General features: G+C 43.5%; 21 protein-coding genes. 14 read left to right on the plus strand and 7 right to left on the minus strand.

Features of this window, described 5'->3' with window-relative positions; all coding sequences use genetic code 11:
- Positions 1–259: 259 nt before the first annotated feature.
- Entirely contained in the window at positions 260–871 is a 612-nt protein-coding gene (locus tag RGE70_RS15500; RefSeq protein ID WP_310472340.1) for a GAF domain-containing protein, read from the plus strand.
- 61 nt (positions 872–932) lie between these two features.
- On the opposite strand, the gene RGE70_RS15505 is transcribed toward RGE70_RS15500, so the two are convergent.
- On the minus strand, positions 933–1,511 hold the full coding sequence (locus RGE70_RS15505) for an esterase/lipase family protein (protein WP_310472341.1): 579 nt from the start codon (positions 1,509–1,511) through the stop codon (positions 933–935).
- Positions 1,512–1,859: 348 nt separating this feature from the next.
- On the opposite strand from RGE70_RS15505, the gene RGE70_RS15510 reads away from it, so the two are divergent.
- A complete protein-coding gene (locus tag RGE70_RS15510) occupies positions 1,860–2,897 on the plus strand; it encodes a class I SAM-dependent rRNA methyltransferase (protein ID WP_310472342.1) in 1,038 nt (345 codons plus the stop codon).
- Between the two features lie 346 nt (positions 2,898–3,243).
- Positions 3,244–3,453, plus strand: coding sequence for a TOBE domain-containing protein (locus tag RGE70_RS15515; RefSeq protein ID WP_310472343.1), 210 nt, complete (start codon positions 3,244–3,246; stop codon positions 3,451–3,453).
- Between the two features lie 51 nt (positions 3,454–3,504).
- Here RGE70_RS15515 and RGE70_RS15520 read toward each other — a convergent pair whose 3' ends face one another.
- Both RGE70_RS15520 and RGE70_RS15525 read right to left on the minus strand, forming a co-directional pair.
- On the minus strand, positions 3,505–3,828 hold the full coding sequence (locus tag RGE70_RS15520) for a hypothetical protein (RefSeq protein ID WP_310472344.1): 324 nt from the start codon (positions 3,826–3,828) through the stop codon (positions 3,505–3,507).
- A 221-nt stretch (positions 3,829–4,049) separates the two neighbouring features.
- Entirely contained in the window at positions 4,050–4,544 is a 495-nt protein-coding gene (locus RGE70_RS15525; RefSeq protein WP_310472999.1) for a peptidylprolyl isomerase, read from the minus strand.
- A gap of 373 nt (positions 4,545–4,917) precedes the next feature.
- Here RGE70_RS15525 and RGE70_RS15530 point away from each other — a divergent pair, with 373 nt between their 5' ends.
- The 8 genes from RGE70_RS15530 to RGE70_RS15565 all read left to right on the plus strand — a co-directional run bounded on the left by RGE70_RS15530 (position 4,918) and on the right by RGE70_RS15565 (position 10,801).
- Entirely contained in the window at positions 4,918–6,510 is a 1,593-nt protein-coding gene (locus RGE70_RS15530; RefSeq protein ID WP_310472345.1) for a S41 family peptidase, read from the plus strand.
- Positions 6,510–6,917 (plus strand): hypothetical protein, encoded by a 408-nt coding sequence (locus tag RGE70_RS15535; protein WP_310472346.1) that lies wholly within the window; start codon positions 6,510–6,512, stop codon positions 6,915–6,917. The genes RGE70_RS15530 and RGE70_RS15535 overlap by 1 nt, the downstream gene beginning before the upstream one ends.
- Positions 6,918–7,243: 326 nt before the next feature.
- Entirely contained in the window at positions 7,244–7,495 is a 252-nt protein-coding gene (locus RGE70_RS15540) for a DUF2999 family protein (protein ID WP_310472347.1), read from the plus strand.
- A gap of 404 nt (positions 7,496–7,899) precedes the next feature.
- Positions 7,900–8,220, plus strand: a complete 321-nt coding sequence (locus tag RGE70_RS15545; RefSeq protein WP_310472348.1) for an ArsR/SmtB family transcription factor — start codon at positions 7,900–7,902, stop codon at positions 8,218–8,220.
- 67 nt (positions 8,221–8,287) lie between these two features.
- Positions 8,288–8,533, plus strand: coding sequence for a thioredoxin family protein (locus RGE70_RS15550; protein ID WP_310472349.1), 246 nt, complete (start codon positions 8,288–8,290; stop codon positions 8,531–8,533).
- Positions 8,534–8,588: 55 nt separating this feature from the next.
- Positions 8,589–9,113 carry a nitrophenyl compound nitroreductase subunit ArsF family protein gene (locus RGE70_RS15555; RefSeq protein ID WP_310472350.1) on the plus strand — a complete coding sequence of 175 codons (525 nt, stop codon included), beginning with the start codon at positions 8,589–8,591 and terminating at the stop codon, positions 9,111–9,113.
- Positions 9,106–9,798, plus strand: coding sequence for an aromatic aminobenezylarsenical efflux permease ArsG family transporter (locus RGE70_RS15560; RefSeq protein ID WP_310472351.1), 693 nt, complete (start codon positions 9,106–9,108; stop codon positions 9,796–9,798). The genes RGE70_RS15555 and RGE70_RS15560 overlap by 8 nt, the downstream gene beginning before the upstream one ends.
- A gap of 4 nt (positions 9,799–9,802) precedes the next feature.
- Positions 9,803–10,801: a permease gene (locus RGE70_RS15565; protein WP_310472352.1), complete on the plus strand. Its 999-nt coding sequence runs from the start codon at positions 9,803–9,805 to the stop codon at positions 10,799–10,801.
- 92 nt (positions 10,802–10,893) lie between these two features.
- Here the strand turns inward: RGE70_RS15565 and RGE70_RS15570 are convergent, their stop codons facing one another.
- The 4 genes from RGE70_RS15570 to RGE70_RS15585 form a co-directional block, all read right to left on the minus strand.
- A complete protein-coding gene (locus RGE70_RS15570; protein ID WP_310472353.1) occupies positions 10,894–11,409 on the minus strand; it encodes a NifB/NifX family molybdenum-iron cluster-binding protein in 516 nt (171 codons plus the stop codon).
- A gap of 10 nt (positions 11,410–11,419) precedes the next feature.
- The gene (locus tag RGE70_RS15575; RefSeq protein ID WP_310472354.1) at positions 11,420–11,710 is read right to left on the minus strand and encodes a DUF134 domain-containing protein; all 291 of its coding nucleotides are present in this window, start codon (positions 11,708–11,710) and stop codon (positions 11,420–11,422) included.
- A gap of 371 nt (positions 11,711–12,081) precedes the next feature.
- Entirely contained in the window at positions 12,082–12,762 is a 681-nt protein-coding gene (locus RGE70_RS15580) for a Fe2+-dependent dioxygenase (protein WP_310472355.1), read from the minus strand.
- A gap of 14 nt (positions 12,763–12,776) precedes the next feature.
- Positions 12,777–15,098: a TonB-dependent receptor gene (locus RGE70_RS15585; protein WP_310472356.1), complete on the minus strand. Its 2,322-nt coding sequence runs from the start codon at positions 15,096–15,098 to the stop codon at positions 12,777–12,779.
- Between the two features lie 578 nt (positions 15,099–15,676).
- On the opposite strand from RGE70_RS15585, the gene RGE70_RS15590 reads away from it, so the two are divergent.
- From RGE70_RS15590 to RGE70_RS15600, 3 genes are all read left to right on the plus strand, one after another.
- Positions 15,677–17,149, plus strand: coding sequence for a mannan-binding protein (locus tag RGE70_RS15590; protein ID WP_310472357.1), 1,473 nt, complete (start codon positions 15,677–15,679; stop codon positions 17,147–17,149).
- Positions 17,150–17,597: 448 nt separating this feature from the next.
- Positions 17,598–19,127: a flavocytochrome c gene (locus tag RGE70_RS15595; RefSeq protein ID WP_310472358.1), complete on the plus strand. Its 1,530-nt coding sequence runs from the start codon at positions 17,598–17,600 to the stop codon at positions 19,125–19,127.
- 255 nt (positions 19,128–19,382) lie between these two features.
- Positions 19,383–19,721: a cytochrome c3 family protein gene (locus tag RGE70_RS15600; protein ID WP_310472359.1), complete on the plus strand. Its 339-nt coding sequence runs from the start codon at positions 19,383–19,385 to the stop codon at positions 19,719–19,721.
- The last annotated feature ends 138 nt before the right edge of the window (positions 19,722–19,859 follow it).

A 19,859-nucleotide genomic window follows, 5' to 3' on the forward strand; every position in this document is an offset into this window, starting at 1 on the left:
CCTAAACTCCGGCTCAAAAATACCAATAACACCTTAAAAACAGATGTATTACGATGCTACACCTCCCTCCTCCAGCGCTTATATTTACTACATCTAGTTGATTTTGGCTCAAAAACGACTTTACTAATATATGTCATACAAGGAATCGTCCTTACCGAAATCTAAACAACTTTAACGAATTTAATGCTGCACGATTCGTGCTCACAAAAATGGTTATTTAGACATATAGAGTAAGGCTTTAAAGCAAAGGAAGGCAGTTATGATAGCACTTCAAACGCAAGACATTGACATCCACGACGACATAAGCCAAAGCTGGCAAGAGATGGTTGATTTAATATCAGAAATATCCCGGGTCCCCGCCACACTGGTTAACCGCGCCTACCCGAAAGATCTTGAATTGTTAGTCAAAAGTAATACGCCCAATAACCCCTTTAAAGCTAAAGAGCGCAAGCGCTTAGGGATCGGGTTGTATTGCGAAGCGATTATTACCGGAAAAAAACAACTACAGATAAATGATGCAATGTTGGAACCCAATTGGCGAGACTCCCCCGCAGCGAAAGCAGGAATGGTGGCCTACCTAGGGTTGCCACTGAGTTGGCCTAATGGCGATATTTTTGGCACTATTTGCATGCTTGACTCACAGCCTATGCAATTTGATAACCCAACCAAGCAGTTGCTTACTCGGTTTCAAACAATCATTGAAACTGACTTAAAGCGGGTCTACCAACATGCGCAACTTCTACAAGAAAATAAACACCTTAGCCAACAACTGAACCAAACCTCTTTTGATATTGAACAACTCAAGCTGCAAGCAAAGCAAAACGCATTTGAGCAAATTTATCACGCTAACCATGCTAACGACGACAATTAAACCATTGCTGACACTGCTGATTAAAACGCACTACTTCAAGCTCTCATGCTTCGTATGTGTATTACTTTGGCGCTAGTTTATCAATAATCGCATTGCTAATTTTGCGGCTAAAAATAACGCTCATGTGCAGTACAACCCAAAAAGATCGATTATTCGCCATTGGCCAGATAGAGCTTTTACTTGGCACAATGGTAAAGTCGAGCGGGGTGCGATAAGAATATAACGCAATCTGTTTTAACTTATGTTGCGTCGCGTTTAGTTCAGCCAGTAGCGCACTGTTTGGCCTAAGCTGTACCATCGCCTTTGACGGATATGGCAAGTAAGCTAAAAGGCTACCGGCATGTGGGGCAGCTAAACTAAAGAAGTGTGTAACTCGGTTTGCCCCACCCAAACGCTGTAAATAATAACGCCCAACGATGCCGCCCATACTAAAGCCAACTAATACTATGTCATCGGTCAGCCCAAAGCGCTGTTCAATTTGATGCTGCAAGTTGCCTGCAGCGTGCTCAACCCCTAACCGCCCATCAAATGGTGCCACTGTTGGCGAAAAGCATTCATGCCCAGCTTTTGCCAGCTGGTTATGCATCCAGCGCATAACAAAACCTGTATTAAAAATGCCGTGCACTAACACAATTTTCATCTGTCATATCCTGCCAAAGTTGCTCAATCAAGGCCTCGCTAACGCCTATATACCATGACCAGTAAAGCGAAAAAAGTCTACATAAAAGCGTTAGTAACTATAGGCTCTGCCACAAAAATGATGCTCAACATTTACCTGGCAATGCCGAACAATGCCAACGCAACACACAGCCAATATTCATATTAAACACCACGCAGGTAAGGGCGGGTGCCAATAACAAAGCTCACAACGGGTTAAGCTGGCGGTTCTGTTTTTGATGTTAAAGCGCCTAGGGCAATATTTCTTGCGCTAAGTTTGCTATTATTAACCGCGTCCCATCTGCCTATATTTCAAATGAGCCCTGTATTTATGTCGATAAACCCATCGAACTCCACCCCTTTATCTGTATCGCAAGCATTAAGTGCCGCTATAAAAAAACGTTCGCAGTTTTTAGCCGATGCAAAGTGCAACAACACCGATTGTTATCGAATTTTTCACGGCACTGTTGAAGGCGTCAATGGCCTAAATATCGATAGGTATGGTAATGCCTGGCTTATTCAAAGCTTTCATCAGTCGTTAACCGATACAGAGCTGACTGACATCACGACACTGTTAACTAAAGAAGTGGCGTTACCCGTGGTGTATAACGACCGTTCAAACAAAAACTCACGCGTATTAAACAGCTTAAGTGATGAGAATGAAGCCTTCGCCACAAGCGAGCAACAAATGCTTGAAAACGGCATTGTGTTTAGCAGTAAACTGCGTCATGAAGGACAAGATCCATTACTATTTTTAGACATGCGTATTGGCCGTGAATACGTAAAGTCACACAGTAAAAACCGCACTGTATTAAACTTATTTTCTTATACTTGTGGCATAGGTACTGCCGCAGCGGTTGGCGGAGCGACGCGGGTCGTTAATATTGATTTTTCTTCATTTGCTTTAGCCGCGGGTAAGAAAAACGCAGAACTAAACCATGTTGAAAACGTATGTGAATTTATTCAAAGTGATGCATTTCCAGCCTTAAGACAATTAGCAGGCTTAAAAGTTGGTGGGCGTCGAAATCAAAAGCTGCCAGCTTACCCAAAGTTAACCACGACTCAATTTGATTTAGTTTTCTTAGATCCCCCAAGATACGCAAAAAGCCCATTTGGCATTGTTGATCTGATCAATGATTACCAAAGCTTATTTAAGCCTGCAATGCTAACCACTAAGCCAGAAGGCACCATTGTTTGCTGTAATAATGTGGCAAAAGTGGATCGTCAAGCTTGGTTTGACAGCCTAGTTCGCTGCGTAGAAAAACAGGGCCGACAAGTAACCAGCCATACTTGGTTAGATTGCCATCAAGACTTCCCATCGTTTGACGGTAACCACCCGTTAAAAATTGTTGCGTTAACATTAAGCTAATTATCGAGCACGACATTTAACGGCTTGTTTAAACACTCTTTAATAGCAATGGGTATAGCCATCAATAAATAGCGAGTTAATACTCGCTATTTTTACAGCTGATATTGATTAATACATTGGCTAACAATGTTTGCCAAACACTCAATTAATAAAATTAAAATCGTGTTCAAAGCAGGCAAATAAACATTAAACAGTTGCAGTAAATAGATCTAAATTTCAATCATAGCAAAACAGCTTAATAATCATTAATTGCATAAGCCACTAATTAGTTACAGCAATATTTATACAATAATGCATAGAGCAATAGCTTATGAGACGCACACCCAATTATTAAAAGGAATAACCTATGAAAATCAGTGCACGTAACAACCTTAATGGTAAGGTAAAGTCTATTAATGAAGGCTCAGTAAATAACGAAGTGGTTATTGAATTAGCACCCGGTGTTGAAATCACTTCTGTGGTAACTAAAAAATCATGCGAACAATTAGGTCTAGTTGTTGGTGGTGAGGCATACGCTATCATCAAAGCCAGCAACGTTATGGTTGCAGTCGATTAGAGACTCAATTGCGCCGTAATGCATTATTGCTTGCGGCGTTTAAGCCACCTGTCATGTAGCAAACAAAGAAAAATAACCACCAATGGCAACCATTGTCAGCCCAAATATCAGCATATATTTAACCCTTGTCGCCTGTTTATAAGCTTGGTATCCCTCATACTGAATATCAACATTATCAGATACCTCAAACCGCCGCTGTAGTGTCCAACTAAATAATGTTAATCGGTCAAAGTAAGCCATAAACCGACTATGCGATCCAATTAACCGCTCCCATTGTTCACGGTCATGTTGTTTCAATGCCCTATTCAAGTTAGGTAAGCTCATAAAAGCTACCCCTAAAAATAATACTAAAAGGCCAATTGTTAATATAGACATCGTCTACGACTCCAGCATCTAAAGATTGCACACCCCATTAAACATTGACCAGGAACCGATATAAGTAAAGTTGCAGAGACATAAAAAACCGTAGGCCAGAATTAAAAGAGAATGAACATACTGACTATAGTTAACTCAATTTAGGTTGATAATCATTGAATTTAAATACAAAAAAAGCCACCTACTCAGGTAGTAGATGGCTATTATATTTTTAGACTCTATCAGCGATTAATAGTAACTTTTTCGATAATAATCTGCTCTTTTGGCACATCGTCGTGCCCTGCTTGTGAGCCGGTTTTGGCACGACCTATTTTTACTATAACGTCCATACCTGCAGTCACCTTACCAAATACCGCATAACCCCAGCCAGCATTGGTGGTCGCGGTGTAGTCCAAAAATGAATTATCCGCTAAGTTGATAAAAAACTGTCCAGTAGCAGAATGCGGCGCGTCGGTGCGCGCCATCGCAATCGTGCCTCTTAGGTTTTTTAAGCCTCTATTCGCTTCATTCACAATCGCAGCTCGCGTTGGTTTTTCTTCCATCTCGGCTGTAAACCCACCACCTTGCGCCATAAAACCTTTTATCACCCGATGAAAAATCGTGCCTTGGTAAAAACCATCCTCGCAATATTTAAGAAAGTTCTTCGAACTAACCGGCGCCTTTTCAAAATCCAGTTCAATCTCAATATCACCCAAATTAGTCGTAAAAATAATCATATCCACTCACAAACCTCTTAATAATGGCCATAGTATACAGCATGGAATTTGCGTCACTCCATTAAGACCGTTACAGAGCCAAATGTTATTGCCAACCAACATTTCACTATTTCGCTCACAGTCGCCCCTTGAACAGTATAAAGGCCTCTAGAATTGAGCGTTGTAGTTGCTCGGCGTTTAAATGATTAATACCAATATTGCTTACGCTAACGTTTGCATATTTGTGTGTCCAAATAACCATAAATAGACCCAATTTTCTCAATATTGACCTTAATATAGGTTACAAAACATCCTCAGCTGTAATAGAGTGAATTTTAGCCATAAGTTGCACTAAGGCCCTGCCGCTAAAAGGTAAAATAAAGGATTATTGATAATGTTAAACTCGAAAAAATTCATAACATTAATACTTACCACAAGCTTTGCTCTAACCGCCTGTGGTGGAGGTTCAAATGACAACAAAGCTGGCACTCCTGCTACAGGTAACTCAGGCGGCAATCCAGCTATGGTCTGGGTTCAGGGGCAATTCACTCCGTATTTAGAGTTAGCAGGGCAGTGTAGCGCTAACCAAACGGGTACCACGTTAATCGAAAAGCTATGGATGCGATCATGGAGCAACGACACATACCTTTGGTATGACGAAATTATTGATCGAGATCCCGCGCCTTACTCAGTATCTGAGTATTTTGACCTGCTTATCACCAACGAGCTATCGGACTCAGGCAATGCAAAAGATGTTTTTCACTTTTCTATGCCTACCGATGAATGGGAGCAACTAAACCAATCTGGAGCATCCGTTGGTTACGGCTTCAATTTTCAATTGATCAATCGAGATCAAAATATCGAGCGAAATGTCACAGTAACCTACAACGAGCCAGGCACTCCTGCCGCGACAGCCAATATTGATCGCGGCGCAGTGATTGTCGAAATTGATGGTGTTAGCGTACAAAATGCGAATGACAGCACCAGTATTGATATCTTAAATGCTGGACTTTTTCCTAGCGAAACCGGCAAGCAAACGGTATTTACAATCCGCGATCTTGGCGCGACCGCCGATCGCGACGTCACCCTCACCGCGCAAACGATTGTGTCTACACCAGTACAAAACATTAAAACTTTACAGACAACCGACGGTACCGTGGGTTATTTACAATTTAATGCTCACATAGCCACTGCAGAGCGTGGTCTGTTTGATGCATTTACCACTTTAAGCCAAGCAGGAGTCGATGACCTTATTCTTGATGTGAGATACAACGGCGGCGGATTACTCGCAATGGCCAGCCAACTCAGTTACATGATTGCCGGTGAAACTGCCACTGCTAATCGCACCTTTGAATCAACCCGTTTCAACGACAAATACCCAACAAAAGACCCCGTCACGCATGAAACGTTAACCCCTATGCCGTTTATTGATGAAACTCTTGGGTTTAATTCAGGCCTACTCGCTGCAGGCTCAGCACTACCAACACTGGATCTAGAAAGGGTATATGTATTAACAACTGCAGGTACTTGCTCGGCCAGTGAGTCGATAATGAACAGTTTACGCGGAGTCGATATTGAGGTGATTCAAATTGGTGGCACCACTTGTGGTAAACCTTATGGTTTTTACCCAACGCCCAACTGCGACACGACTTACTTTACCATTCAATTTCAAGGCATTAATGATAAAGGCTTTGGCGATTATTCTGATGGACTCTTCCCCTCATCGAGCCCGACACTAGCCAGTGAAATTCCCGGCTGTATGCTTGATGATGATCTGTTTCATGCACTTGGCGATACCGATGAACGATTATTAAGCGCCGCACTTTACTACCGAACTAACGCGCGTTGCCCTGCAACGGTGGCAAGCATGGCTAAAGTTGCAGCCACTAGCGAGTTTATCGATGATGGATACATACTAAAAGATCCCCGTAACCAAACGGTGATTAAAAACAACCGTATCATCACCGACATTAAAGGCGCTTTATAATGCTGAAATTATTTGCCGGTACAGTGCTCGCAGTCTTAACCGGTTGCGGCGCAGTTGCCGACAATAGCAACCCTACGGCGCAGCACTCAAAAGTGATAATGACAAATACCACACCAGCAGTGTTAGTGCTAACTAACGCCGCGAGCACCAAACAGCTTGAAGTCGCCATTGCCAACTTGCTTAACGTCGATCCCATTAGCATAAGCGATACAGCATTTACACGCTCCAGCACGTTGGCTATCGAACGTGCGCCGCATAAAGACACACGCGGGCAATTAATTATGGGCCGAAGCCGTGAAATGCCCATTGTGGTACAGCTAGTGATCTATGCCGGCTCCTGCAGCATAAAGCGGCAACACAGCAACGAGATAACACCGTTACCAGATCTAAACTGCAAAGCTGAATAAGTGCGGTACCCCAACAACTATCACCGCCTTAGTAACAACGCAAACGTGCCGTTTAAGGCGGCTTTATATGCCTCATGTTGGCGCTATTTTGGTGATTGAGGTAAACGCAAAGTCACAGCCAAGCCTTATCGATACTCAAAGATAATACAATGAATTACCCAGCCATGATGATCTAAAATAAAACCGAGGAAAGTACTCTAATATTTGTCAGCCATTATGCATAAGCCAACATACTAAACAATTTTATTTAGCTAAAGCCGCGCATCATCCACGATGAATGGTAGAATCCACGCCTATTTTATTTAACAACTACACAAGGTAGCGCTATGAACCCTATACTTGCGATCTTAAAAGAGCACAACATTGATGACGCTCAAGTTAAAGAGCTGTTCCAAACGTTGACAGAAAACCCACTTGCCGCAATGGGTGTGATTACTCAATTAGGGATCCCACCAGAAAAATTACAACAGCTAATGGGGCTTGTCATGCAAAACCCAGCTTTGATCAAAGAAGCCGTTGATGAGCTTGGTCTAGATTTCTCGAAAGTTGAAGCCGCTAAAGCGCAGTTAAAGCCTTAATCACTACGGCGATATTGAGGCTTGATACTCAGCTCAATGCGCTGCATGTATCAGGCTAACAATGTGAGTGGAGTATGGCTTACAATTAAATACCTGCTCCCTCACGTTTTACGCTAAGCAGCTAACAATTAAGCCTACGCTACGCATAACTAAGCTCCCTCAATAAAACGTAAGTTAACATCCACTTTTACCATTGCTGCTTGACCACTCCACATTATTAATCTCACGCTAATACACGTTAGTCATTGGCGGATAAATGTTCACTGCGTCACAAAATCACACTATGTTCTGCCAAATTTGCATATAAAACTTGATCTTCAAATGACATTTGGCCATTTTACCAAATAACAAAACATTAAACGTCGCCGAGAGTCAAACCACACATTCGCGGCCTGGAGGTTCAAATGACCGAACAAGAACAACTCAAGCTAACCGCTCGCGCTGCAGTATTAAAGGCGTTAGCACACCCAACTCGGTTATGGCTACTTGAGCAATTACAGCAGCAAGAGCACTGTGTCTGCGACCTAACCGATGGTGTAAACGCCGATATTTCAACTATTTCTAAACATTTATCAGTATTAAAAAATGCCGGTATTGTTAGTAGTCGCCGCGACGGAAAACAGATTTACTACCGGCTTGAAACGCCCTGCCTGTTAAAAATGTTCAGCTGTGTCGAGGCCGTAATAGAGAAAAATGCCAAAGCGCACGCCGCACTTATCGACTAGCGATACTCAGTAGCGGCTCCATACACCAACGCATCACCTGTTAAAACAAACCAATGAAGGAAGTATCATGAAAATTGAAATATTGGGTAGCGGCTGTAAAAAATGCACTAACTTAGCGACCGATGTAGAAACTGTGGCTAAGCGTTTAGCCATTGATTTTGAAATTGAAAAAGTCTCAGACATGGGCGCAATTTTAGAGTATGGCGTGATGTCAACTCCCGCAATAGTGATTAACGGCAAGGTGATCACCGCCGGCACAGTGCCATCTCACACCGAAATTGAGCAGCTGCTCAGCCAAACCCGTCACGCTTAATCCGGTAGTTTTTCAGCAGGAATACTTGCCCCTGCAACAGAAGAAGGAATTTTCTATGAATGCGCAATCAAACATAACTAAATGGTTACTGCTGTTGGCAGTATTGGCAAGCTTAAGCTTGGTGTTACTCAATAGTCACGCAGCACCTAAAGCCATCACTTATAACGCCTCTGCTTTTGAGCTTAATGAAAACCAAGTACTTAACGTGTATTACTTTCATGGTAACGCGCGCTGCAACACTTGCAAGCGCATCGAAAAATACACGGTAGAAGCGCTAGAGCAAGCCTATAGCGAGCAGATGACCCAAGGGCAAATCAAGCTTAATATCATTAATTTGGAAACCGCTGAAAATGTCCATTTCATTCAAGACTTTCAGCTAACTAGCCGCTCGGTGGTGATTCAGATTGAGCAAGACGGCGAACCAGCGCAATACCGTCGCCTCGACAGAGTCTGGGAATTAGTTAAAAAGCATCAAGCTTTTAATGACTACATCTATGAGCAAATACACTCTTTCACACAGGAGTCTGCCGCCACGGCTAGTCAGTTTAACGTTAACACTGAGAGCGCCGCACATGGCTGAATGGATACTGATTTTAACCAGTGCACTGTGGTTTGGCGTGTTAACGTCAATTTCACCATGCCCCTTGGCATCAAATATTGCTGCAGTATCGTACCTGAGCAAGCAAGTTGACCGCTCTTCAAGATCATTTTGGATGGGAGCTTCCTACAGCGCAGGCCGAATGTTGAGCTATATCTGCCTTGCCATATTGCTGTTGCATACTGCGATGTCGGCACCGAGTATTGCCAGTTTTTTACAAAGCCAAATGAACATGATCCTCGGCCCAGTCATGCTGGTCGTTGGTGCCTGTTTACTGGGATGGGTCACTCTACCTAGCACTAACTGGTCGATTTCTAATAGCCTGCAGCAACGTTTATCCCAGCAAGGGCTATTAGGAGCATTTGCCTTAGGCGGCATATTTGCTTTGTCTTTTTGTCCAACATCTGCTGCGTTATTTTTTGCGTCATTGCTGCCCATTGCGGTTGCACAGCAGTCAAGCTTTTGGGTACCTGCAGCCTATGGCATTGGCACTGCTATGCCGGTCATTATTATCGCGTTATTGCTGCAACTTGGCACCGTAAAAATTGCCACTTTATTTAAGCAAATGACCTTTGTAGAACAAGTGGCTAGGTATTTATCTGGTGGTATTTTTATCGCTGCAGGTAGCTATTATTGCTGGTGTTATTTATTGCCATTAGTGAGGTAATTCAATGTTAGCTTGGTTTTCAGTATTTGCCGATTGGCTGGTTTACGACCTGTTGGGCTTGTCTAGCCAAACCCAAGCGGGGCAAGCGGTGCACTTCTTTGTAGAAGACACCAGTAAGATATTTATCTTACTTATCGTGATGATTTACGCCATTGGTTGGCTTCGAGCATCGTTAAATGTCGAACGAGTACGTGGCTATTTAGCTGGTAAACCCAAAATAATGGGTTACGGATTAGGGTCGGGATTTGGCGCTATTACCCCGTTTTGTTCCTGTTCCAGTATTCCGGTATTTCTTGGGTTTACCTCTGCGGGGATCCCTATCGGCATTACCATGGCGTTTTTACTGACCTCTCCGCTCATCAATGAAGTCGCCATTTTATTGTTATTTAGCCTGTTAGGGCTAAAGGTCACTTTAATATATGTGGTCACGGGTGTCGCCATTGGCATGTTCGGCGGCGCGTTACTCGACTTGTTAAAGGCTGAACGCTGGTTGCAACCCTTAGCCGCTAAAGCTTATGCCATGGGTCAACAACAATCAGTTAGCAACCCAGCGCTTACACCACCAGCGACAACTAAATCGGCAAGCATAGGTTGGCAGCAACGCCATCAATTTGCTAAGTCTGAAACCGTTGAAATATTTGGTCGAGTATGGAAATGGGTAATCATAGGTGTTGCGTTAGGCGCGGCGTTGCATGGATTTGTGCCTGCTGGGTGGTTAGAGACCAACTTAGGTGATGGGCAATGGTGGACGGTTCCGTTAGCAGTTCTATTGGGGATTCCGCTCTACGCCAATGCAACGGGCGTTATTCCAGTGCTAGAAAGTTTACTGCTGCAAGGCGTACCCCTTGGGACTGTACTAGCATTTTGCATGAGCACGGTAGCGGCGAGTTTCCCTGAATTTGTTATGCTAAAGCAAGTGATGCAGTGGAAATTGCTGGCTCTGTTATTTGTGCTGTTGTTAGTCTCATTTACTATTATGGGCTGGGTGTTAAACCTAGTGTAAAGCACATTTTTGATACTGTAATGGCTGCCGCGTTAACTGGAGCCATTACATTGCCACTCTCAAGGGTTACCGTTAATGCCCGAGCAGGTTAATTAGGTTACCGCTCTAAAACCTGCGAACTTAACTTTTGTAGCTTGTAAGTCACTTACAGTGTTACTGACTCGCTGAGGCGAGGCCAATAACGGTTTCACTGCTGTAGCTTGACCGCTACAACCACAGCCACCACTTTTGCCACCACAACAGCCTCCTTTTTTAAGGTGGTTGAGTGACTCCCTACCCGCCGATGCATCAAGCAACCTAAGGCTTAAATCGCGACTGTTATTTAGCAGTTGCTCTGTATCAAATTTGCTATCACCTTGGCTAACACTCATACCGGCGCTAAGTAGCTTACCTAACATGCGCTGGCCAATATGTTGCACAATCACAATATCGGTTTTTTGCTGCTTGAGCAGATCCAACATTGCCTTTTTGGCTCGGCAACCGCCCGCAACCGCAGGGTTGTCAAAACTGGTGACCAACTGGTGGTACTCGTTGAAAAAGCCAATACGCTGCGCTTTAGTAAAGTGGCTGGCAAGTCGACCGCGACTCATTGGCATAGCAATAATCATAAAACATCCTTTATTTGCTGTTCGTCGATAATGGCAGCACAAGCGCATGACCTTGGGTAATCGCCGTGGCGACCTTTTTGCGAGCACTTGCTAGTAAGTATCCAAATGTTTGCCGCGAGATCCCCATTAATGCAGCCGCCTCAATCTGACTTAGCTTGTTAACGTCCCCTAAACTCAACGCTTCAAATTCATCGGCATCGAGCTGAATTTTATCTAGCGTGACTGACGGAACCCCATTAGGTTTAAACATACTGTAGGGCGCACAACAGGATAAGTGGCGGCACTTTTTGGGTCTTGACATTATTGGCCTAATCAACGGATAAGAGTGTAAGCAACAAGTATTTACGTGCTGTTAGTTTATGGCGTACGCCAATAACTACATCATATGGTAGGTACTAAATAGCAAACTGTGGTGTGGTTCACAGTGGTTAATATTCGTGCTTGCTGAAACAAACTTGGCTGGCCGCCTCAAATAGAGCTAGTTTTGTATCTAGCGCACAGGCAAAAATGGAAGATTTAACCGATCAGTAACCCGGCTATTGGGGATCAACTGGCACCGCTGTGATTAGAATTGCCCCAGTAATTGACGAACACCATATAGTGGCAAATAAGCTGGCTAACATTTAATGCGTTTGCATTATTGGGGCTAAGTTACCAGCCGAGTGCTAGGTATTACAACTGGGTAAATTGGCGGATAAGATTATGATAAACATTGTGTAGCTCATCTAACTCTTTACGTTCGGTATTACCTTGCTTAATCAGGCGTTGAATCGTTTGATCTAACTGATACAAGTTTTGACGCAAACTAGTATCGGCGACCATACTTTGCATCCAAGTGATTGCCGCGACACGCTCACCACGAGTAACAGCGGTAACCTTATGTAAGCTACTTGAGGGGTACAGCACCGCATAACCTGCAGGCAATTTAATTTGCTGCTCGCCAAATTCAGTCGAAATAATTAACTCACCACCGGCGTACTCATCAGGCTCACTTAAAAAGGTCGTCATCGACATGTCACTTCTGAGCACGTCATTTGAATCTGGAATGCGCATTACCGCGGCGTCAACGTGGTAACCGTACTCTTCCGACTCTGAATAGCGGTTAAAACACGGTGGGAATATTTTATGAGGTAAGGCCGCCGAAACAACCTTAGGAGTATTGCCGATTTGCGCCAACAGCTTGTTAGCCAGCTGGCGCACAACATCATGACTTGCATCAGCTTGATTGTTATTTTTAACCGACGCTGCCATTCCCATCGCAGTTTGTCGGCCATCTATCCAAGGGACGTCAGCTAACTGCTGCCTAAACAAGCTCACGTCTTCATCGGATAAGATTTTTTCAATAACAATCATGATAATACCTTTAATTAAAACTCATAAGTTGCTGTTAAGTTTGCGTTGCGTGCACTACCTAAGTACATGAACGAACCTGAACGGTATGCCGCAGTCCAGTATTCTTCATCTAATAGGTTACCGACGTTAAGACGGAAAGTTAATGCCTCAGTTGCGTTATAGTTGGCAAACAAACTTACCACTTGGTAGTCTGGCACAACGATGCTGTATAGACCCGTGTCGGCGTCATAACCCGCGGCTGAATCTGGCTGACCACCGTACATTTCGCCTTGGTAGGTATAGCTACCACCAATCACAAACGTGTCGTTAATCTCATAACGCAATTGTAAGTAAGCACTTTCATCTGCAAAGTTACTTAGGGCTAGCCCAACGTTGTCTTCTTCAAACGAAGCCAGTACTTCAGAATCCATTAACGATGCTGAAAGCTGAATGCTCAAGGCGTCAGTAATGTTACCGACCATACCAATTTCAATACCTTGAACCCGGTTTTTACCGGTATTAAGGCTACCGAGTGTAGAGTAACTGTCGCCAACACTTTCCATTACGTCATCTTTGGTGATCTGGAAAACAGACGCTGAGAACATGACGCTCTCATCAAATAGCATCCATTTAGTACCCAGTTCAATATTTTCAACAATCTCTGGGTCAGCGGCACTAGCTTGTTCTGGTGTACCACAAAGGCCACCATAACCACAGTTAGCTCCCAAATCTGACTCGCCACCATTAATATTGGTTGCGGTGCTGTAGCTGGCGTAAATATTACCCGCTTCAGTGAGGTCATAAACTAAGCCAGCATGGCCATTATACATATCATCTGAATAGGCGTATAACAAATCACCACTTCGACCAGAGGTATCATTGCTGTAATCAAAACTGTCTTGCCTAACCCCAAAAAACAGTTCTAAGTCATCAGTTAACGCTACTGTATCCATAATATAAGCAGAGGTAGTATTGATGTCGTATAACGCGTCAGATTGACCTTCGGTGTAGGTACGGCCCATTAATTGACCGATATTGTCGACTTCATTTCCGTTACCATCAAGAATACAGTAACCGCCAGATACACCACGACGACCGCTAACTAAACAGTTGGTTTCATTATTATTAACGATGTCATAAACACCGTTATCAACCGTTTGCTCTGTGTATTCAACACCAAATACCCACTTATGCCCCATGCCTAGAATGTCAGCGTTCCAGAATAGGTTGAACTGGGTGCTCCAGTATTCAACATCTTGGCGGCCTTGGTGTGTACTAAGTGTTTGTGTATCAGCCCCCGGCGCGATGGGGTCGGTATCGGCTCGAGTAGTAGCACTTAAACCTGTTGCAATATAGCCATTTTCAGTACGACCCACGCGAGTAGCATTATATAGCGTTAAGTTATCGGCAATTTCATACTCTGTACGCAGAGTAAAGGTGCTCACGTCTGAACTTAAAAAATCAGATTCTTGTGCATAAACTGGAACATCTTCTACCGGTTTGCGGGCTTCGCGGTCAAAATAGCTACCTAAGTCGCTCACATCGGTTGCTTCTAAATAGTAGCCATCAGCAATAAAAGATAGCTCGTCAGAAGGCTCATACACCACCGATAACTGCGCGCCAGTTCTTTCTTCACTTATGCCTTCACGGCCCGGCTTGTCTTTATCTGCGATAAGAGCATTGACTCGCACCGCGACATCTTCAGCAATCGGAAAGTTATAATCTAAGGTAAGACGCTTAAACTCGTCGGTACCGATACCGGCATCAACACGACCAAAGTTGTATGCCGTTGACGCTTTTTTGGTCACACTGTTAACCGCACCACCCGATGAACCCCGGCCGGCAAACGTTGAACTAGGACCTTTGGTTATTTCAACTTGCTCAGTGGCAAAGCTTTCGCGAGTCGTCATACCAGGATCACGCAGTCCATCAACAAAAACATCACTACGCGCTTCGTGACCGCGAATAATATAGCGGTCACCAAAAGCATTACCGTTTTCACCCGTACCCAACGTTACACCCGCCTGCGCAGATAAAATGTCTCTTAAATCTGTTTTACCTGACTCTTGAATTTGATCTTGCGTTAATACCGTAATCACTTGCGGGGTATCAACAAGATCTGCTACTCGGCGTTTATCACCTGAGGTGTCGTAAAAATAAACTGAGCTTTTAACCCCATGCACTTCAATGCGCTCAATAGCTTCTTTTGACTTATCAGCCTTACACTCAATATTCTCACCTTTGTCACAGGTTTCAGTTTTTTTATCGGCGGCATACAGAGGTGTGCTACTAAAAAATAACGCAGTGGCAACCGCTTTTGCGCCTAAAGATATCGGAGTTTGATAGCGAGATTTCATCTTTAAATAGACCTTATTGTTAATACTTTGAAAGCGATGCCGCAGATTCTAACAATAAAATTACATTTAAAGCGAATGAAAATAGTTATTATTTACATTAATATTACATAAGTAAGAACCACTAGTTTGGTTTAACCCCGCCATAGCAGCGTTTATAGCCAAATAAACTCGGAAAATATTTTTCAACCTTTACAAAAAAAACACCTAAACAGTTAATTAATAGACATATTTAACCTTGTTTTTTGTATGGTTAATCATATGTCAGAGTTTAAAAATCAACCATCGCAGACAAAAAGTACAACCTTACCAACGGCAATAACTCATCACTAAGCAGGATTAGTAACGCTAAATACGATTTAAATTGTCAGTAAAAGGAATGAATCTCACCAGCGAACGCCCTTTAACCAACACAAGCAGTTACTATCAATTTTGTAAAACCACTTTAGCTGCAACAATATTTCAACCTTGTGTTTACTATGTCGAACATGATTTGTCAGCACAATAGTTTCAGGAGGCTAATCGTGATTTGGAGTGGCTAAGTTAAGAGTTATCGTCAATACGAATAAAGGAATATAAGTATGAGTACCGCAAAAATAAGGACATTTAAATCAGGCATCTGTGGGTTGCTACTGACTGTCGTCGCCACCAGCTTTGCGCATGCCGCTCCAACAAAAAAACCTAACACATCCCCCATGGTGTCATATGAATGTAGTGCAGACTCAAGCTGGTTTACTTCACCTAGCCTGCCCAGCGAGGTAAAACAAAGTAATGGGCCCGGAGACAGTTCATTTTGTGACTTTTACCAGTTTTCTTGGCAGACATTTGCTTACTTAATGGCAAAATCAACCACCCAACCTGCAGTACTTAACTTTCAAGACAGCAGCCAATTTAGTGTTCTAGAAGTCAACACCGATGGTAGCCCAGCTAACTCCTGTGACGACAAACCCAATGCTCACATGCTGTTTATTCGCTCGGCAAAACCACAAGAAAATGGCACCACCTTCACCATACCTGAACGTATTGGCCAAGCCGGTGGCGGTGCAACGATCTACGATCAAAATAAAAACGTAGTTTATTACGATGTGCGCTTTAGTAAAAATATGTGCCAGGTCGATAAAATAAAACAACAAGATAATTTTCCAGGAGGCACTACGGAGCTTAAAACTGCCTGGAAAGTTATGGGGGCCAATGATAACCCCAACGACTTTATCACCATGGAAGCCAACATTACTCCAGTCAAACCGGATGAGGTTAACCCCAATAAAACGTTACTTGGCTTGGTCGGGTTTCACCTCGCCGTCGCGACTCCAGATCACCCAGAATTTGTTTGGGCCACTTTTGAGCATCAAGTCAACGCGCCTGACTGCACACTGCCACAGACAACTACCGGCTGGTCTTTTGCCAGCGAAAGCTGTACTGCGAGTTTAAAAGCAGGCAAGACAGACTGTGACTTTAACAACCCTACCGCACAAACTAAAATTACCGGCGAGCCGACAGAAATCTGCCGCGTGCACCCATACGGTTCAGCGAAAGGCGACTTGAAATATGACGATAACGTAGGCTCGATAACCTCGCTTAATGACAATGTACAACCGTTTTTAACCGGTCAGTTTGCCGTACTGAAAAACTACTTTAACGTGGGTGCTCTTTGGGTTAGCGATATTAAAAAGGGTTCAAGCATCGACAATCAACGAGGCTCATTACGGTTAGCCAACACGGTGGCTGAGACGGAATATCAAGATGTAGATCTCAGCTCACCGTTTATCTCTAACTGTTTTGGTTGTCATAACTATGCAGGTACCGACAGTGGCACCAGTAATACAACATCAAATAACCTGAGCCATATCTTCGACGATATCGCCGTGGGTAATCAGTGTGTCGATGTACCTGCGGTTAATATCATCAATAGTCAGGCACAAGCAAAATCTACCTGCCCATCGACTTGTACTGACTCCTCACCAGACAAAAAGTGGAATGGACAATGGACCAATCAAGATGCCAGAACCGGCGCACAATTACCTAAAACAGTATGTGGTTGCTGTACAAAATAAGCTCTGGTTCAATGGCTAGGCTTAGTTATCAAACCTAACTGTCTGGTTTAGCGACAAAAAGCCACTAACCTTACTTTAGTCAAGGTTAGTGGCGCTAATCATTAACGTTAAAAGTAGCCTTTGTACTGCTGATAAACGCCTTCGCTGCCATAACTACACCAGGCAACACAACTAGAATTGATTTAAAAATCAAGTTGCAGTCACTCAACAACAATAAGTGATCCCGATCATTTATAAGTTATTCCCACTACATATTAAAATGAGAAGCCCCTTCTCAGAACAATCATCTCCTCAAGAATGACCAACCGCAACAAAACCAATAAAACTTTTAAATTCAGCACCTTGAAACCAATGACGAATACTGGCACAGCCTATGCTTTATTGTCTACATCAACGCGATACCCACCATTAAGATTTAACCAAATATCAATATGATTAAGGGAATATGATGAGTAATAATATTAAAAACAATCTATCCAGACGTGACTTTTTAAAAGCTGGCGGTGCTGCTACCGCTGCGACAGGTCTATCACTAGCAGGGATATCATCAGCAACAGCAGCAACCTGTTCTACATTGCCAGAAAAGTGGGACGAAACTTATGATGTGGTCGTTGTAGGTAGTGGCTTTGCTGGACTCTCTGCAGCGATTGAAGCGAAAAACGCTAACGCGTCAACGGTGGTGCTCGAAAAAATGCCAGTTCCTGGCGGAAACTCTACAATCAATGGTGGCTGTATTGCCGTAGTCGGCAGTGACGTGCAAAAAGCTAGAGGAATAACCGACTCAGTTGATGCCATGATGGGAGATATGTTAAAAGCCGGTCTAGGTCTTAACTACCCTCTCCAAGCCCGAATAGTTGCAGAACGCACTAACGAAGCTTACGAATGGTGCAAGAATTACCTCGGAGTGAAGTTTAAAGACAAAATCACACAATTTGGTGGGCATTCAATCCCTCGTAGCCTTACCACTCAAAACCAATCAGGTTCAGGCATTATTCTCCCAATGCTAGCAAAAGCAAAAGAACTAGACATTCATGTAAAAACAAAAGTATATGTTAAAAAATTAATCAATGACGAGCAAGGTCGCATTGTTGGACTAGAGGTCATTACACGCTTTAAACCAGGTAAAGAAACCTCTACAAAAACAAAATTCATCAAAGCTAAAAAAGGCGTAGTAATGGCTAACGGCGGGTTTGCTGCTGATGTTAATTACCGCTCAAGCCAAGATCCAAGATTAGACGAAAAACTTCGCTCTACAAACCACAGTGGTGCAACCGCTGAATGTTTAAAGGAGATGGTACGCATTGGTGCAAACCCAGTACAGCTTTCTTGGGTGCAACTAGGTCCATGGACATCTCCTGAAGAAAAAGGGTTTGGTATGGCTCCCCTATTTGCTACCTACTCAGCTTTTGCTCACGGGATTATGGTAAGCCCTAAAACGGGTGAGCGTTTCGTCAACGAACTTGCTGACCGTAAAGTTCGCGCCGATGCAATTGTTAAAACCGGCGACATCGGCATTGCATTTTGTGACTCTATAGGCGCATCACATTCTTCACATGTAATGGATAAGCTCTTAGGGCGTAAAGTCGTACTTACCTTTGATACCTTCGAAGAACTTGCAGCTCACTATAAAATACCGGTTAAAGCCTTGCTGGCACAAATTGAGCGCTATAACAGTTACGTTGAAAAAAATATCGACCCTGAATTTGGCAAGCCATTCTCAATGAAACAAGTTGCGATTAAAAAGGCTCCGTTCTACGCAGTTCGATTATGGCCTAAAGCCCATCACACAATGGGTGGGGTTGAAATTGATACTAAAGCACGTGTGATGAACATGGTAACGCGCGATGTCATTCCTGGCTTATTCGCTTGTGGTGAAGCAACTGGCGGTACCCACGGTGCCTGTCGACTCGGTACAGTTGCCGTACCTGACTGCCTCGTATTCGGACGCATAGCCGGCCAGAATGCAGCCAAAGCTTAACGCGTTTTCGCAGTGGCTGGCATCAATTGCAGCCACTTTTATCACCTTACAAAATTAACTAAACCCAGTATTCAACCTATTAATTTTGGCACTTAATAGTGACGACGTTTGATAAAGCATCTCATTATTGAGTTAACCTTCAATAGTTGCGAAAAGATTTGGCGCTAAAGCTCACTTTTAGCACTCAACATTTAGCCTCAATGAATGTTGCGGCTGTACAAAATGACATTCGCAGCCTTGATTTAGGAGCCCTCTATGGCTGACACCCGCATGACCATGATTGTTTTTTTAATGTCTCTAATTGTTTTTGGCCCCACAATCGCTTACGCACAAACCATGAAACCTCATCATAAAAATGCCGGCCTAGAGTGCAGCGATTGTCACATCACAAAGCCTTTTGAAGAAGTTTTAATGGACCAATGCCAGTCTTGCCATGATATCCCAGAGAAAAAAGAGGACTATCATGGTGCCCCAGATAAACACGATTCACCACATTACGGCCCAGAACTTGAGTGTGACAACTGCCATGCTGAACATGAAGAATCGGACAACTTCTGCAATAGCTGTCACGAGTTTGACTTTAAAGTCCCGTAACAAATGTTGATAACAATCTACTTTTAACTATATCTACCAGCCACTTAGACGCCACACTTTTGTTGTCGGCGTCCACCTAACATTGCGAGATTAAAACCCACTTTAATCAAGTCCAGCATCACAGAAAGGCCACTACGA

It is taken from the genome of Shewanella youngdeokensis (assembly GCF_033180165.1).
GTDB lineage: Bacteria > Pseudomonadota > Gammaproteobacteria > Enterobacterales > Shewanellaceae > Shewanella > Shewanella youngdeokensis.